We start from the raw sequence: 17161 nt of genomic DNA on the forward strand, positions 1-17161 counted from the left end.
AGATATGTACACAGTTTCAAGTAGATTAAAAACCTTCACATTTGCACTAATGATTATTGGTGCATTAGGTATAGGGTATGGCTTTTTAACAGGTCCAAAAACGGTTGACGACGTAAAAGAAATGTTGCACAACGCTGATGATTCTCATGGAGTATCAGCAGATGAACATACAACCGCAGATACTCATGCCATCGAAGGAGCGAAAGATGCAGAACACGGCAATGATAACGCCCATGGTGATGAGAATGCACATTATGAACATGTTTTAGACCAAGCTAAAAACAGACCTTGGACAGCTATTTATGTGCCTATGATATTCTTTTTATTAATCAGTGTTTGTGCATTGGTATATTATGCCATTCAAAGAGCGGCAAGTGCAGGTTGGTCACCAGTGTTGTTTAGGGTTATGGAAGGAGTAACAGGTTATATAGGCATTGGCTCTTTAATTGTTTTGGCATTTTTAGTGATGTCTGCAATGCATTGGAATCATATGTTTGCATGGATGTTTGTAACTTCAGATCCTTCTGCAGAAAACTATGATTTTGCTATGGAAACCAAAGAATGGTGGTTAAATGTACCATGGTTTTTAATTCGAGCAGTTATTTATGTTTTAATTTGGGTTGGGTTTAGGCATTTTATCCTAAAAAGCTCTAGAATGCTAAATGAAACAGGAGATATTAAATATTTTAACAAGAGTTTTAACTTGTCTGTTGTCTTTTTGGTTGTCTTTTTAGTCTCAGAATTGTTTATGGCTTTTGACTGGTTAATGTCAATTGACCATCACTGGTTTAGTCAATTATATTCATTCTATGTTTTTGCTAGTATGTTTGTTTCGGCTATAACCGTAATAGCATTGGTTACTATTTATTTAAGATCTAGAGGTCATTTGCCTCAGGTTAATGATAGCCATGTTCATGATCTAGCTAAATACATGTTTGCCTTTAGTATTTTCTGGACATACCTTTGGTATGCTCAATTTATGCTACAGTGGTATGCTAACATTCCTGAAGAGGCAACGTATTTTTATCCGAGGTTAATCGGTGAGTATCAACCACTATTTATCGGAATGGTAATTATGAATTTTGCATTCCCAATCTTGGTATTGATGAACAGCGACTATAAGAGAATTCCTTGGTTTGTAGTTCTGGCCGGAATCATAATTTTAGCAGGCCATTATTTAGATGTATTTGTAATGGTTAATCCTGGTACCGTAGGTAGTCATTGGCATTTTGGTATCCCTGAAATAGGAGCATTATTGTTCTTTACAGGCTTATTTATTTTTGTAGTGTTCAATTCGCTTACAAAAGCACCGTTGCATCCGAAAGAGAATCCGTTTATTAAAGAAAGTGAAGTTTTCCATTATTAAAAATATCAATCGTAACAGATGAAGGCATTATTTTATATTATCATTTTTGTAGTTTTAATTGTTGCTTGTTGGCAATTTGTAAAATTATTAGGTTTAACAAAAGTTGATAATCAAACCGCTACAGAAAAAGAAAATAACATTAACGGATGGTTAATGCTTGGTCTTATGGCCTTTATTTACGGATTAATGATCTATACTTTGGTTCAAGGTAGAATAGTCTTATTACCTGAGCAGTCGGCTTCTGAAGAAGGATACCATATAGATGTATTGTTTAAATGGACAATGGGATTGATTTTGGTGGTACAGTTTATAATGCAATTAATATTATTCTATTTTTCATTTAAATATAGAGGTATTAATAATAGAAAAGCCTTTTTCTTTGCTGATAGCCATAAATTAGAAACGATTTGGACCGTAATACCTGCTATTGTTCTTGCTGGATTTATAATTTACGGTATTTGGACATGGAATAATGTAATGGATTCTTCAGACGCAGAAAATCCGATATTTATCGAACTTTACGGAAAGCAATTTTCTTGGGATGCACGATACGCTGGACAAGACAATCAGCTAGGTGCTGCCAATGTTCGTTTTATAGAAGGAACAAATACTATGGGTGTTGACATGACCGATAAAAATGCTGCCGATGATATTCCTTTAGTAGTTAATGAAGGTAAATTTGTCAAAGAACTTCATATTCCAAAAGGAAGAAAAGTAATTTTTAAGATTCGTTCTCAAGATGTATTACATTCGGTATATATGCCTCATTTTAGGGCACAAATGAACGCCGTTCCTGGCATGGTAACTGAAATTGCTTTTACGCCAACGATTACTACTGCTGAAATGCGTTTAAATGAAGACACTAAGGCAAAGTTTGATGCCATTAATAAACTTAGAGAAGAGAAAGGAGAGGAAGCCGTAGAATTTGATTATCTAATTTTATGTAATAAAATATGTGGTTCTTCACATTACAATATGCAATTAAAGGTTGTAGTTGACGAAGAAGCTGACTTTAATAAATGGTTAGCAACTCAAAAAACTTTTGCTCAACTGAATACTAAATAATAAAAAAATAAATATTTTATAATATGTCAGATCATCATCATAAAGAAACTTTTGTAACAAAGTACATCTTTAGTCAAGATCATAAAATGATTTCTAAGCAATACCTTATTACAGGTATTGTTATGGGTTGTATAGGCGTGTTTATGTCTATGTTATTTCGTTTGCAATTAGCTTATCCTGAACAATCTTTTAGTATTATAGAAGCATTTTTAGGTAGAGCTGGCGAAGGTGGTGTTATGACGCCAGATATGTACCTGTCTTTAGTTACCATACATGGTACCATCATGGTATTTTTTGTATTAACGGCGGCCTTAAGTGGTACATTCAGTAACTTATTAATTCCGTTTCAGATTGGTGCAAGAGATATGGCATCTCCATTCTTAAATATGTTATCGTATTGGTTGTTCTTTATATCCAGTGTAATTATGGTAATTTCATTATTTGTTGAAACTGGACCAGCCAATGCTGGATGGACAATCTATCCACCATTAAGTGCCTTGCCTCAAGCCATTTCTGGTTCTGGTTTAGGTATGACCTTATGGTTAGTATCTATGGCAATTTTTATTGCTTCATCATTAATGGGAGCCTTAAATTACATTGTTACGGTATTAAATTTAAGAACAATCGGAATGAAAATGACAAGGTTACCATTAACCATTTGGGCATTTTTTGTTACCGCTATTATAGGTGTAGTTTCTTTCCCAGTATTATTGTCCGCAGCTTTGTTGTTAATTATGGATAGAAGTTTTGGAACTTCATTCTTTTTATCAGACATTTATATAGCAGGTGAAGTATTACACTATAAAGGAGGTTCACCAGTACTCTTTGAACACTTATTTTGGTTTTTAGGCCACCCGGAAGTATATATAGTTATTTTACCTGCAATGGGTATTGTTTCTGAAGTATTGGCAACAAATTCTCGAAAACCAATATTTGGATATAGAGCGATGATTATTTCAATTATTGCCATTGCGTTTTTATCAACCATAGTTTGGGGTCACCACATGTTCGTTACAGGTATGAATCCTTTCTTAGGTTCTGTATTTACATTTACAACATTATTAATAGCAATACCATCAGCGGTAAAAGCATTTAACTGGACAACCACGATATGGAAAGGTAATCTACAGATGAACCCTGCCATGTTATATTCTATTGGTTTTGTTTCTACCTTTATTACAGGTGGTTTAACAGGATTGATTTTGGGAGATAGTGCTATTGATATTAATGTCCATGATACTTATTTTGTAGTAGCTCACTTCCACTTGGTAATGGGTGTTTCTGCTATTTTTGGGATGTTCGCTGGTGTATATCATTGGTTTCCGAAAATGTACGGTAGAATGATGAATAAAGATTTAGGGTATCTTCATTTTTGGATAACGGCAATTTCTGCATACGGTGTTTTCTTTCCAATGCATTTTGTAGGGTTGGCAGGATTACCAAGACGTTACTATAACAATACAGCATTCCCAATTTTTGATGATTTGTTGCACATTAATAAAGTAATGACCATTTTTGCCATCATTGGCGGGTTGGCTCAAATTATATTTTTGGCAAACTTCTTCTTTAGTATTTATAAAGGAAAAAGAGCACCTAAAAATCCTTGGAGAGCCACTACTTTAGAGTGGACTACTCAAGTTGAGCATATTCATGGTAACTGGCCTGGAGAAATTCCAGCAGTGCACCGTTGGCCTTATGATTATAGTAAGCTAGATGAAAATGGAGAACTATGGGACGGACAAGATTTTACCTTACAAACGGTTCCAATACGTGATGGAGAAGAGGAGTTTTAGCAGAAAAGCCTCACCTCAACCCCTCTCCGAAGGAAAGGGGCTATTTATAGCGAAAAAAAATAGAAAAACCTCCCAAATTTTATTTGGGAGGTTTTTTCTGTAATACTGCCAACTGCTACTGCCAACTGAACACTTCTTTTTCCTTATATTTGAGAAAACATCCAACTTAAATGCAAATTCTCAAAAAACTTCTTAAATACTTATTAATTCTACTTGTAATAATTGCGATAGGAGCCTACTTTTTTGTACAAAGTCTAAAACCAACTTACAATGGCGAACTAAAGTTAACTTCTCTAAAGGATAAGGTTGAAGTTTTTTATGACGATTACGGAATACCACATATTTACGCTCAAAATGAATTGGATGCTCGTAGGGCTTTTGGTTATGTACATGCCCAAGACAGACTCTGGCAAATGGAGGTAATAAGACGTTTAGCTGCAGGGCGGCTATCGGAACTTTTTGGAGAAGAATTAGTTAGAACCGACAAGCTCTTTTCAAGCTTGGGTATTGAAGAAGCATCTGTGAAAACCATTGCTGAGTTAGATAAAAATTCAGAGGCATATAAACAGACTATGGCGTATTTAGATGGTATTAATCAATATATAAAAAACGGACCAAAACCTATAGAGTTTTACCTATTGGGTTTAGATAAGGAAGAATATACCTTGAACGATGTTTACAATGTATTTGGTTATATGGCTTTTAGTTTTGCGATTGCTCACAGAACGGATCCTTTGTTAACGGAAATTAAAGAAAAATTAGGTGATGAATATTTGAAAGAATTAAATATCTCCATTACTGAGAACAGTACTCTAATTAAAAATGAGGTTAATCCTATTTTAGAAAAAGGATTAGCACAAGCAGTTAATGAAATCTATGACAATTTACCTATTTCACCTTTTATAGGAAGTAATGCATGGGTAATTGGACCAGAAAAAACCAAAAATGGAAAAGTAATTTTAGCTAATGATCCGCACATTGGTTTCGGGCAACCATCGGTTTGGTATCAGTCGCATATAAAAACGCCTAATTATGAAATGTATGGTTATAATTTAGCATTAACACCATTTCCCTTGTTGGCTCACAATAGGCAGTATGCCTTTGGAGTAACTATGTTTGAAAATGATGATGTTGATTTCTATTTTGAAGAAAACAATCCACAAAATGAAAACGAATACAAAACTCCTAATGGATATGAAACCTATAAAATGGTAGACAAAGAAATTAAAGTTAAAGATTCAAAACCTGTCAAATATCAAATCAAAGTCAGCAAACACGGCCCGATAATGAATGGTATTATTGAGCATATTGTCGATGAACGCCCTATAGCCATGAGTTGGGTCTACACACAATTGCCGAATAAAATGTTAGAAGCCTCGTATGGCATGTCACATGCAACATCATTGCATAATTTTAAGGATGCAACAGCATTAATTCACGCACCAGGTTTAAACATCATGTATGGCGATACTGATGATAATATTGCATGGTTTGCTGCCGCAAAGTTGTATAAATTAAATGATAGTGTTAACTCTAAAACCATACTAAACGGAGCAAGTGGAACCGATGAAAAAATAGAATATTTAGATTTTTCGCAAAATCCACAAGCCATAAACCCGAAAGGTAATTATGTGTATTCAGCCAATAATCAACCCGATTCTATTGCTGGAATGTTATACCCTGGCTATTATTTGCCAGAAGACAGAGCAAAACGAATCGTACAATTGTTGGAAGCCAAAAACGATTTTACCAAAGAAGATATAATGGTAATGATTAATGATGTTACAAGTGCGGTAACACCAACAATCGTAGAAAATGCATTAAGTAGTGTTAAGGCGGATGATTTTAATGATGTGGAGAAAAAGGCAATCCAAACTCTTCAAAACTGGGATGGCAACTACAACTTAGAAATTGTAGCTCCAACCATTTACAATCGCTTTATCTATGAGTTTTTGGTCAATACCTTTAAAGATGAAATGGGGCAGAGTTTTGATTTATTTCTCAATAACCGTTTACAAAAAGAGATCAATGCTGTACAAATGGCTAAAGACAGTTCCATTTGGTGGGATGATATTGATACAAAGAATAGAGTAGAAACCAAACAAGATATTATTACAAAATCCATTAAAAATACTGTTGTATTTTTAGAAAATCAACTAGGAAAATCTGTTGATCAATGGACATGGAACAAAGTTCATACCTTAGAACACAAACACCCAATGGGCGAAGTTGCTGCCTTGCGAAAGTATTTTAATGTTGGCCCTTTTGAAATTAACGGAGGATCTGAAGTAATTAATAATTTGGGTTTTAAATTGGATAGCACAGGTTATTACCAAGTAACTTCTGGTCCTTCTACCCGTAGGGTAATTGACTTTTCTGATATAGAAAATAGTATGAGTATTTTGCCTACTGGGCAATCTGGTAATGTATTGAGTAAACATTATAAAGACCAAGCTGAAAAATTTAATAATGGCGAGTTCGTATCGATGCTGATGAATGAGAAAGTGATTAAAGGGTTTGGGAGGAAGTTGGTGTTTGTGCCTGAAGAATAATTTTTTACTCTAATGTTAGGAATTTAAAAATAATTTAATAACATTTGTCGCAGAAATGAAAACAAGAAATTTAACAAATAATAGTATTCTTAGTATTGTGATTATTAAATCGCAGTGACTAGGAATGTAATATTTTTTCAAAATATAAGAACCTTCCTAATTTTAGGGAGGTTTTTTTTTGAATTGAATATAATTTATTTTTTTATTTAAAATTCTGAAAATCAGTAAATAATGTGTGAATTGGTAAATTGAATTTAATGCAGAGATAGTATAAAGTAATAAAAGAGTTCATGTAAAAACTATTTTCGTACGTTCATAATAAAATTTGAGTACTACCCAAATTGATAATAACGTTTTATGATAAATAAATACAGTAGAGTTGTAACCCAAGATGATACACAGCCAGCGGCACAAGCCATGTTACATGCAGTAGGGTTAACGGATGAAGATTTTAACAAGCCTTTAGTTGGTATTGCAAGTACAGGGTATGAGGGAAATCCTTGTAATATGCACCTGAACGATTTGGCTAAACTGGTTAAAGAAGGGACTAAAGAAGCTGATGTAGTTGGGCTGATTTTTAATACCATTGGTGTAAGTGATGGTATTTCTATGGGTACGCCTGGGATGCGTTTTTCTTTACCTTCACGTGATGTGATTGCTGATTCTATGGAAACCGTTGTTCAAGCAATGGCATATGACGGTATGGTAACAGTGGTAGGTTGCGATAAAAATATGCCTGGAGCGTTAATGGCAATGTTACGATTAAACAGACCTTCTATTTTAGTATATGGCGGTACAATAGCTTCTGGTTGTCATAATGATAGAAAATTGGACATTGTTTCTGCTTTTGAAGCTTGGGGCGAAAAAGTTGCTGGGACAATGCAAGAAACGGAATACAGAGCCATCATACAAAAAGCAATTCCTGGAGCAGGTGCTTGTGGTGGAATGTACACTGCAAATACAATGGCTTCAGCTATTGAAGCATTGGGAATGGCATTGCCGTACAATTCTTCAAACCCTGCTATTAGCAAAGATAAAGAGGAGGAAAGTATCGCTGCTGGAAAAGCCATACGGATTTTACTGGAAAAAGATATAAAACCATCGGATATAGTTACTAGAAAATCGTTGGAAAATGCAGTGAGATTAGTCACAATTCTTGGAGGTTCGACCAATGCGGTATTGCACTTTTTGGCTATTGCCAGAGCTGCAAATATCGAATTCACATTAGCAGATTTTCAACATATAAGTGATACAACACCATTTTTGGCAGATTTAAAACCAAGTGGTAAATATTTAATGGAAGATGTGCATCGCGTTGGTGGTATCCCAGCTGTATTAAAATATTTGTTGGTAAAAGGCTTATTACATGGAGATTGTTTAACCGTAACAGGTAAAACCCTAGCAGAAAATTTATTGGATGTTCCTGATTTGGCTGAAAATCAAGATGTGGTAAAGCCGTTAGAGAATCCAATTAAAGCTACTGGACATTTACGAATCATGTTTGGCAATTTGGCCAAAGAGGGTAGTGTAGCAAAAATTACAGGTAAAGAAGGTTTACGTTTTCAAGGGACAGCTAGAGTTTTTGAAAGTGAGTTTGATGCTAATGATGGCATCAGAGACGGGCTAGTTCAAAAGGGTGATGTGGTAGTCATTAGATACCAAGGACCCAAAGGTGGTCCTGGAATGCCGGAAATGCTAAAACCCACCTCAGCCATTATGGGTGCTGGTTTGGGCAAAGATGTGGCATTGATTACAGATGGCCGTTTTTCTGGTGGCACGCACGGTTTTGTGGTTGGGCACATTACGCCCGAGGCACAAGATGGAGGTACAATTGCTTTGGTTGAAAATGGTGATGAAATAATTATTGATGCAGAAACCAATAACATTTCAGTAAATGTATCTGAAGAGGAACTTAAACAACGAAAAGCCAATTGGAAACAACCCGATTTAAAATTTAATAAAGGAGTATTATACAAATATGCAAAAACGGTTTCGTCTGCATCTAAAGGATGTGTAACAGACGAGTTCTAATATATAAATTATGAGTACAGAAACACAAACTGTTAAAAAGACTACAACTTCAAAAAAAGTAAACATTTCGGGTGCTGAGGCCGTTATAAAATGTTTATTGGAAGAAGGGGTTGATTTAATATATGGCTATCCTGGCGGAGCAATTATGCCTGTTTATGATGAGTTATATAAATATCAAGATCAATTACAACATGTATTAACACGCCACGAACAAGGGGCTACGCACTCGGCTCAGGGTTATGCTAGGGTTACAGGTAAAGTAGGTGTTGCAATTGCAACTTCGGGTCCTGGAGCAACCAACTTAGTTACAGGAATTGCAGACGCTCAAATAGATTCAACGCCTATGGTTTGTATTACGGGTCAAGTAGCAAAACACCTATTGGGTTCTGATGCTTTTCAGGAAACGGATATTATTGGTATTTCTATGCCTGTTACCAAATGGAATTATCAAATTACCAAAGCTTCTGAAATACCTGAAATTATGGCAAAGGCATTTTATATTGCTCGTTCTGGGAGACCAGGACCTGTATTAATTGATATTACCAAAAATGCTCAGTTTGATAAATTTGATTTTGATTATAAAAAATGTACTTCGGTGCGAAGCTATAAAGCAACCCCCGAAGTAAAAGAGTATGCTCTTAATGCTGCTGCCGAAATTATTAATAATGCTAAAAAACCAATGATTGTTTTCGGACAAGGTGTTATTTTAGGAAAGGCAGAAGCAGAGTTTAAGGCCTTTATCGAAAAAGCAGGAATACCATCGGCTTGGACTATTTTGGGGTTATCGGCTTTACCAACTGACCATCCTTTAAATGTAGGAATGGTGGGTATGCACGGAAATTATGGACCTAATAAATTGACGAATGAATGTGACGCACTAATTGCTATCGGAATGCGATTTGATGATCGTGTAACAGGCGATTTGAATACATATGCCAAGCAGGCTAAGATTGTCCATTTTGAAATTGATCCAGCTGAGGTTGATAAAAATGTAAAAACAGATGTTGCCGTTTTAGGTGATGTAAAAGAAACGCTGGCTAAAATTTTACCAAAAATCGATAAAAATTCTTATCCAGATTGGATGGAAGAGTTTAAAGAGCACATGACAATTGAATTTAATAAAGTCATTAAAAATGATTTGCATCCAGAAAAGGATGGATTGACAATGGCTGAAGTTATAAAAGAGATTAACGAAGCCTCAAAAGGTAATGCTATAATAGTTTCTGATGTTGGTCAGCATCAAATGATAGCATGTAGATATGCAAAATTTAACCAATCTAAAAGTAATGTTACATCTGGTGGTTTAGGTACTATGGGTTTTGCGTTACCAGCAGCCATTGGAGCCAAAATGGGACAACCGGATAGAGAAGTGGTAGCCATTATCGGTGACGGTAGTTATCAGATGACAATTCAAGAACTCGGCACTATTTACCAAACAAAAGTACCTGTTAAAATTGTTGTATTGAATAATGAATTTTTAGGAATGGTACGTCAATGGCAACAGTTATTTTTTGATAAGAGATATGCTTCAACAGAAATGGTAAATCCTGATTTTGTGACTATTGCAAAGGGTTATCATATGGAAGCGGAACGTGTTTCTAAACGTGAAAATTTGGCAACTGCAGTTCAGAAAATGATGGACTCAAAAGATGCGTACTTTTTAGAAGTTTGTGTAGAAAAAGAAGATAATGTATTCCCTATGATTCCTTCTGGGGCAAGTGTTTCAGATATAAGATTAAGCTAATTATGGAAGATATTCAAAAATTCACTTTTTCGGTATATACCGAAAATAATATAGGCATATTAAACCGTCTTTCTGCAATATTTTTAAAGCGTCATATCAACATTGAAAGTATGACGGTTTCTAAATCAGAAATTGAAGATGTACATCGATTTACTTTTGTGGTTAACATTACTAAGTCTCAAGCTGACAAATTAATCGGTCAATTGGAAAAGCAGATTGAGGTGATTAAAGCTTATTCGCATACTGAGGACGAGATTATTTATCAGGAAACGGCTTTGTTTAAGATCTCTTCAAAACATTTATATGATGAAGATATTCAGAGCAGATTAAAATTTAGAAGAGCAAATATTGTTGCCATCACACCTAACTATTTTGTGATTGAAGCTACGGGTCTTAAAGATGAGATAGACAATATGCATGACAAATTAAAACCATACGGTCTATTGCAATTCGTTCGCTCTGGACGAATCGCCATTTCAAGATCTAAAATGGCAATTTCAGAATTATTACATGAATTTAACTAATATGAATAGCTGTCCCCTTGAAGATACCGAGCGAAGCTCATTAGGGGCGTTATACTTATGGGTAACATCAAAAAAATTAATCAAACAATAATAAAGTATTAAAAAATGATAAATTATTTTAACACACTTCCTTTACGATTACAATTAGAACAATTAGGACAATGTGATTTTATGGATCAATCGGAATTTTCAGAAGGTGTAAAAGCCTTAAAGGGCAAAAAAATTGTAATTGTAGGTTGTGGTGCTCAAGGACTGAACCAAGGCTTAAATCTACGTGATTCAGGTTTAGATGTTTCTTATGCATTAAGAGAAGGAGCTATCAAAGAAAAGAGAGCATCGTTTAAAAATGCAAGTGAAAACGGTTTCACGGTTGGTACTTATGACGAATTGATTCCAACTGCTGATTTGGTTTCAAATTTAACACCTGACAAACAACATACTAATGTTGTAAAAGCCGTTATGCCTTTGATGAAAAAGGGAGCTACATTATCGTATTCACACGGTTTTAATATTGTAGAGGAAGGAATGCAGGTTAGAAAAGACATCACAGTAATTATGATTGCTCCAAAATCTCCAGGCTCAGAAGTGCGTGAAGAATATAAAAGAGGATTTGGAGTACCTACGCTAATTGCGGTACATCCTGAAAATGACCCTGAAGGAAAAGGTTTTGCTCAAGCAAAAGCCTATGCTGCTGGAACGGGAGGAGATAGAGCAGGGGTGCTAAACTCTTCTTTTGTTGCTGAGGTAAAATCAGATTTGATGGGTGAGCAAACTATTCTTTGTGGTTTATTACAGACAGGTTCTATTTTGTCTTTTGATAAAATGACCGAAAAAGGAATTGATGCGGGTTATGCTTCAAAACTGATCCAATACGGATGGGAAACCATCACCGAAGCTTTAAAACATGGTGGTATTACTAACATGATGGATAGATTGTCTAATCCGGCCAAAATAAAAGCGTTTCAGTTATCCGAAGCTTTAAAACAAATTATGCGTCCATTATTTGAAAAACACATGGATGATATTATGAATGGTTATTTTTCTAAAACCATGATGGAAGATTGGGCTAATGGAGATAAAAACTTATTAAGTTGGAGGGAAGCTACTGGTGAAACCGCATTTGAAAAAACTGAAAACACAAGTCAAAATATAGCAGAACAAGAATATTTTGATAATGCCGTGCTTATGGTTGCTTTTGTAAAGTCAGGTGTTGAATTGGCATTTGAAACTATGACAGAAGCGGGTATTAAACCAGAATCGGCTTATTACGAATCGTTACACGAAACACCGTTGATTGCCAATACTATTGCCAGAAAAAAATTGTTTGAAATGAACAGAATTATTTCTGACACTGCAGAATACGGATGCTATTTATTTGATCATGCGTGTAAACCATTATTGACTGATTTTATGAAAGGCATAGATACCGATGTAATTGGTACATTTTTTGGAAAAGGCAAAGATGCTGGCGTTGAAAATCAAGAGTTGATTGCGGTTAACAAAGAAATCAGACAACATCCAGTTGAGGAAATAGGAGAAAGTTTAAGAGCTTCCATGACAGCCATGAAGAAAATAGTCTAAATAACTATTAAAAGTTAGAATTGTAAATATAAAAGTAAGACCTCACAGGTTTCAAAAACCTGTGAGGTCTTTTAGGAAATTGTATGAGGTTAGCACAATAATTGAATGAAAAAAAACACTCATAATAATATAAACTTAGAATCCGTAAAACAAGCTGCAAAGATTTTAAAAGATGTAGCAGTAAAAACACCTTTACAGAAAAACCTAAATCTTTCAAAAAAATTTGGGGCTAATGTGTTATTAAAACGAGAAGATTTACAACAAGTTAGAAGTTATAAAATAAGAGGAGCGTATCATAAAATTAGCTCCTTATCTACAAAAGAAATTGAAAACGGAATTGTATGTGCGAGTGCAGGAAATCATGCCCAAGGAGTTGCTTTTGTTTGTAATAAGCTAAAGATTAAAGGCACAATTGTAATGCCAACACCAACACCTAAGCAAAAGATAGAACAAGTTAAGATGTTTGGTGGCACTTTTGTTGAAGTGGTGTTGAAAGGAGATACGTTTGACGATGCTTCCATTAGTGCAAAAAAGCTATGTTCGGATCAGAATAAAACTTTTGTCCACCCATTTGATGATGTAAAAATTATAGAAGGGCAGGCAACAGTTGGTTTAGAAATTATTGAACAAACCAAAGTACCAATTGACTATGTTTTTTTAGCCGTAGGTGGTGGTGGATTGGCTTCAGGTCTATCAAGTATTTTTAAACAGTTATCACCTAATACAAGGATTATTGGTGTAGAGCCCTTAGGAGCACCGTCAATGTCAGAAGCGATACAACAAGAAAGAGTAGTGATTCTAGATAAAATAGACAGATTCATAGACGGAGCTGCTGTAAAACAAGTGGGCGATTTGACCTTTGAAATCTGCAAAGAAAATTTGTACACCATGATAACCATTCCAGAAGGTAAAGTGTGTCAAACCATTTTAGAGCTGTATAACAAAGATGCTATTGTTGTTGAGCCTGCTGGAGCATTATCCATATCTGCTTTAGACAATTTTAAGGAAGAAATCAAGGGTAAGAATATCGTTTGTATTGTTAGTGGAAGTAATAATGACATTACCAGAACGGCTGAAATTAAAGAAAGAGCCTTGTTGTATGCTAATCTAAAACATTATTTTATCATTCGTTTTCCGCAAAGGGCAGGTGCATTAAGGGAATTTGTAGTCGATATTTTAGGGCCAAATGATGATATTACGCATTTTGAATATACCAAAAAACATAGTAAAGAAAATGCCCCAGCGGTGGTGGGTATTGAGTTAAAAAATGAAGAAGATTTAGAACCACTTATTGCCAGAATGAAAGCTCATAACTTTTTTGGAGATTATATTAATGACAAACCTGATCTGTTTGACTTTTTGGTTTAAGTGTGATTACATTTCATTATTAATTTTGTCAACAGCTTTTACTTATTTAGATAATCACAATAAGTTTCCTATCGTAACATTAATTTGACATAAAAGTAACAAACAAGTAACTTTATCGTCTTGTAAGAAACTAATCGAGTGAGAAAATTAATAAGAATACTTATACCAATTGGACTTCTGATTTTATGTTATTTCCTTTTTGAACCTGTCTTTACGCATAACTTTGGCAGAACTGAAATGCCAGTTTTGGATAATTTTCAACCTAAAACTCTTTATTCAAAGCCTTCTGCAATTAGAGCAAACAAAATAATAAAAGAAGAATTAGTTAAACTTAAAACACCTTCTCTTTCTGTTGCTATTGGGAGGAATGATAGCATAATCTGGTCAAATTCTATTGGTTATGCAAATATTAGCAAAAGGATTCTGGCAGATGAACAGACTAAATATAGAATTGGCAGCACATCCAAAACCCTTACTTCTATAGGATTAGGAGTTTTGTTTCAGGACAAAATTCTTACTCCAAATTCTATTGTAAAAGACCATGTACCGTATGCAAGTAATGAATTGTCTAAATTAACAGTCGAACAATTGGCATCGCACACATCTGGCATTAGAAACTATGGTATGTGTTTGTGTTTACCTATTTGGGAGTTTTATGATAACGATGAGTACAGTTCCATTGAGGAAAGTATTTCTATATTTAACGATGATAAACTTCTATTTGAACCAGGTACAGATTTTAGTTACTCGACGTATAATTACAATTTATTAAGTGGGGTTATTGAAGGAGCTTCTAAAATGAACTTTCTTGACTTTATGCAAACAGAGGTGTTTGAACCTTTAGCTATGTCTGAAACAATGCCGGACCGAATGGACAATCCAACGGACAATATTGCAAAATTCTATGACGTTGAGGGAGGAAAGGTAAAAGAAGCTTACAAAACGAATAGTAGCAGTAAATTTGCTGGTGGAGGCTTTCTTTCTACACCATCTGATTTAGTAAAATTTGGGAATGCAGTTCTCAATAATAAATTAATAGATGTAACAACAACAAAAATGTTAGTTGAGCCTGTTGTACTTAAAAATGGAACTGTAAATAAGCAAAACTATGGGTTGGGTTGGCGAATTGATAAGAGTACGAAAGTGTTTAAAGATAATAGAGAAGTAAATATTATTCACCATGGAGGAACAGCAATGGGTTCTACTGCAATGTTAATTTTGTTGCCAGATTATAATGTAACAGTAGCTGTAGCAATGAATAAAAACGGAAAGTCAACGGACTTGTTTGATGTTGCCTATAAAATTGCTGAATTGTTTGTGTTAGAACGGAAATAACTATTTCTGCCACACAAAGCCAAAAGACTTTTTGGTTTGATATTGGAAATGCAATTCCTCTGCCTAGTACTCGGCAGAGGAATTTTATAATAGATTACATGAAATTAATTTTTTTTTGAGTAAACATCCTTTTTATAAATCTTACTATTCCTTGTCTTTTAAAACACTAATTTTACTTTTTAAAACGAATTCAAAATGAACATTCCAACACAATATAAAATTTCAGCACCATTACATCAAAACACCTATTTGATTGATGGCGAATTAAAAGAATGGACAGGCAAAACTACTGAAGTGTTTTCCACCATTTCTTCTACGGAAGATTATAAACCTACATTGTTAGGTACAATTCCTTATATGGAAACAGAAACAGCTGTTGAGGCTCTTGAAGCGGCTTGTAATGCTTATGATAAAGGTCAAGGGGTATGGCCCACAATGAAAGTTGAAGATCGTATTGCTTGTATGGAAAAATTCGTTGAATTAATGAAAAAGGAAAGAGGCCAAGTAGTAAAATATTTACTATGGGAGATTGGTAAATCTACTGATCATGCTCAAAAAGAATTTGATAGAACCATAGATTATATATACGATACTATCGAAGAGTACAAACAAATGGATCGAAATAGTGCCCGCTTTGAGAAAAACAGCGGTATCAATGCACATATTAAAAGAGGACCTTTGGGCGTTGTCTTCTGTTTAGGGCCTTATAATTATCCTCTAAACGAAACTTTTTGCTTGCTAATTCCTGCATTGATAATGGGAAATACAACGGTTGTTAAACCGGCAAAGCATGGAGTTTTATTGCTATCTCCATTATTGCAGCTATTTAAAGAATGTTTCCCGAAAGGTGTAGTAAACATTATTTATGGAAGAGGTAGCGTAGTAGCGTCACCAATTATGGAAACAGGTAAAGTTGATGTATTGGCGTTAATAGGGCATAGTACATCGGCCAATGCGTTGCAAAAGTTACACCCAAAATCAAACAGATTGCGATTGGTATTAGGTTTGGAAGCAAAAAATCCGGCGATTATTTTACCAGATGTAGATTTAGAACTAGCGGTTGACGAATGTGTTGCGGGTACATTGGCTTATAACGGACAACGTTGTACCGCGTTGAAGATTTTGTACGTTCATGAAGATATCGCTGAAGAGTTTAACAAACGTTTTTGTGAAAAAGTAGATGCTTTAAAATTTGCCAATCCTTGGGACATGGATGTAGATTTAACACCCTTACCTGAACCTGGAAAGGTCAATTATATAAAAGAATTGATTGCCGATGCCAAAGAAAAAGGGGCCACTATAATTAATAAAAAAGGTGGGGAAGAATATGATAATTTTATATTCCCAGCGGTATTATACCCTGTGTTTAAAGACATGCGAGTGTTTGCAGAGGAACAGTTTGGACCGGTAGTGCCCATTCGCACTTTTAAAGATCTTCAAGAGCCTTTAGATGAAATAGCCGATTCTAATTATGGGCAACAAGTCAGTTTATTTGGTAAAGATGTAAATCAATTATCTAAATTGATTGATGCTTGTGTTAATTTAGTGTGCAGAGTAAATCTAAACAGTTTATGCCAACGTGGCCCAGATGTATTTCCTTTTTCTGGTCGTAAAGATTCTGCGGTTTCAACCTTAAGTGTACACGACGCTTTACGTTCTTTTTCTGTCAGAACTTTTGTAGCTTCAAAGGATAATGATTACAACAACAAAATTTTACAAGATTTGCTGGATTCTAAGAAGTCGAATTTCATAAGTACGGATTATATTTTGTAGAATCTTTTGTAAAATAATTTTACTAAAAG

General features: G+C 34.8%; 11 protein-coding genes. All 11 read left to right on the plus strand.

The window, feature by feature from the left end; genetic code table 11:
• The first annotated feature begins 4 nt into the window (after nucleotides 1-4).
• The 11 genes from U5A88_RS01215 (at nucleotide 5) to U5A88_RS01265 (ending at nucleotide 17132) form a co-directional block, all read left to right on the plus strand.
• Complete coding sequence (locus tag U5A88_RS01215) at nucleotides 5-1366, plus strand: quinol:cytochrome C oxidoreductase (protein ID WP_354203218.1); 1362 nt, start codon at nucleotides 5-7, stop codon at nucleotides 1364-1366.
• 18 nt (nucleotides 1367-1384) lie between these two features.
• Nucleotides 1385-2431, plus strand: a complete 1047-nt coding sequence (locus U5A88_RS01220; RefSeq protein WP_354203219.1) for a cytochrome c oxidase subunit II — start codon at nucleotides 1385-1387, stop codon at nucleotides 2429-2431.
• A gap of 23 nt (nucleotides 2432-2454) precedes the next feature.
• A complete protein-coding gene (locus tag U5A88_RS01225; protein WP_354203220.1) occupies nucleotides 2455-4224 on the plus strand; it encodes a cytochrome c oxidase subunit I in 1770 nt (589 codons plus the stop codon).
• A gap of 170 nt (nucleotides 4225-4394) precedes the next feature.
• Nucleotides 4395-6776 (plus strand): penicillin acylase family protein, encoded by a 2382-nt coding sequence (locus U5A88_RS01230; RefSeq protein WP_354203221.1) that lies wholly within the window; start codon nucleotides 4395-4397, stop codon nucleotides 6774-6776.
• A 357-nt stretch (nucleotides 6777-7133) separates the two neighbouring features.
• Complete coding sequence (ilvD, locus tag U5A88_RS01235) at nucleotides 7134-8807, plus strand: dihydroxy-acid dehydratase (RefSeq protein WP_354203222.1); 1674 nt, start codon at nucleotides 7134-7136, stop codon at nucleotides 8805-8807.
• A 10-nt stretch (nucleotides 8808-8817) separates the two neighbouring features.
• Nucleotides 8818-10551: a biosynthetic-type acetolactate synthase large subunit gene (gene ilvB, locus U5A88_RS01240; protein ID WP_354203223.1), complete on the plus strand. Its 1734-nt coding sequence runs from the start codon at nucleotides 8818-8820 to the stop codon at nucleotides 10549-10551.
• Nucleotides 10552-10553: 2 nt separating this feature from the next.
• Entirely contained in the window at nucleotides 10554-11075 is a 522-nt protein-coding gene (gene ilvN / locus U5A88_RS01245) for an acetolactate synthase small subunit (RefSeq protein ID WP_354203224.1), read from the plus strand.
• A 105-nt stretch (nucleotides 11076-11180) separates the two neighbouring features.
• Nucleotides 11181-12656: a ketol-acid reductoisomerase gene (gene ilvC, locus U5A88_RS01250; RefSeq protein WP_354203225.1), complete on the plus strand. Its 1476-nt coding sequence runs from the start codon at nucleotides 11181-11183 to the stop codon at nucleotides 12654-12656.
• A 105-nt stretch (nucleotides 12657-12761) separates the two neighbouring features.
• Nucleotides 12762-14024 carry a threonine ammonia-lyase gene (gene ilvA / locus U5A88_RS01255; RefSeq protein WP_354203226.1) on the plus strand — a complete coding sequence of 421 codons (1263 nt, stop codon included), beginning with the start codon at nucleotides 12762-12764 and terminating at the stop codon, nucleotides 14022-14024.
• Between the two features lie 138 nt (nucleotides 14025-14162).
• The gene (locus U5A88_RS01260) at nucleotides 14163-15359 is read left to right on the plus strand and encodes a serine hydrolase domain-containing protein (protein WP_354203227.1); all 1197 of its coding nucleotides are present in this window, start codon (nucleotides 14163-14165) and stop codon (nucleotides 15357-15359) included.
• A gap of 195 nt (nucleotides 15360-15554) precedes the next feature.
• Nucleotides 15555-17132, plus strand: coding sequence for an NADP-dependent glyceraldehyde-3-phosphate dehydrogenase (locus U5A88_RS01265; protein WP_354203228.1), 1578 nt, complete (start codon nucleotides 15555-15557; stop codon nucleotides 17130-17132).
• The last annotated feature ends 29 nt before the right edge of the window (nucleotides 17133-17161 follow it).

Source organism: Aureibaculum sp. 2308TA14-22 (genome assembly GCF_040538665.1).
Lineage (GTDB): Bacteria > Bacteroidota > Bacteroidia > Flavobacteriales > Flavobacteriaceae > Aureibaculum.

Bases quoted from the DNA above. Each gene is read 5' to 3' on its own strand.
- ilvD (WP_354203222.1), top strand. From the start codon at position 7,134: ATGATAAATAAATACAGTAGAGTTGTAACCCAAGATGATACACAGCCA.
- U5A88_RS01230 (WP_354203221.1), top strand. From the start codon at position 4,395: ATGCAAATTCTCAAAAAACTTCTTAAATACTTATTAATTCTACTTGTA.
- ilvA (WP_354203226.1), top strand. From the start codon at position 12,762: ATGAAAAAAAACACTCATAATAATATAAACTTAGAATCCGTAAAACAA.
- U5A88_RS01220 (WP_354203219.1), top strand. From the start codon at position 1,385: ATGAAGGCATTATTTTATATTATCATTTTTGTAGTTTTAATTGTTGCT.
- U5A88_RS01215 (WP_354203218.1), top strand. From the start codon at position 5: ATGTACACAGTTTCAAGTAGATTAAAAACCTTCACATTTGCACTAATG.
- ilvC (WP_354203225.1), top strand. From the start codon at position 11,181: ATGATAAATTATTTTAACACACTTCCTTTACGATTACAATTAGAACAA.
- ilvB (WP_354203223.1), top strand. From the start codon at position 8,818: ATGAGTACAGAAACACAAACTGTTAAAAAGACTACAACTTCAAAAAAA.
- ilvN (WP_354203224.1), top strand. From the start codon at position 10,554: ATGGAAGATATTCAAAAATTCACTTTTTCGGTATATACCGAAAATAAT.
- U5A88_RS01225 (WP_354203220.1), top strand. From the start codon at position 2,455: ATGTCAGATCATCATCATAAAGAAACTTTTGTAACAAAGTACATCTTT.
- U5A88_RS01265 (WP_354203228.1), top strand. From the start codon at position 15,555: ATGAACATTCCAACACAATATAAAATTTCAGCACCATTACATCAAAAC.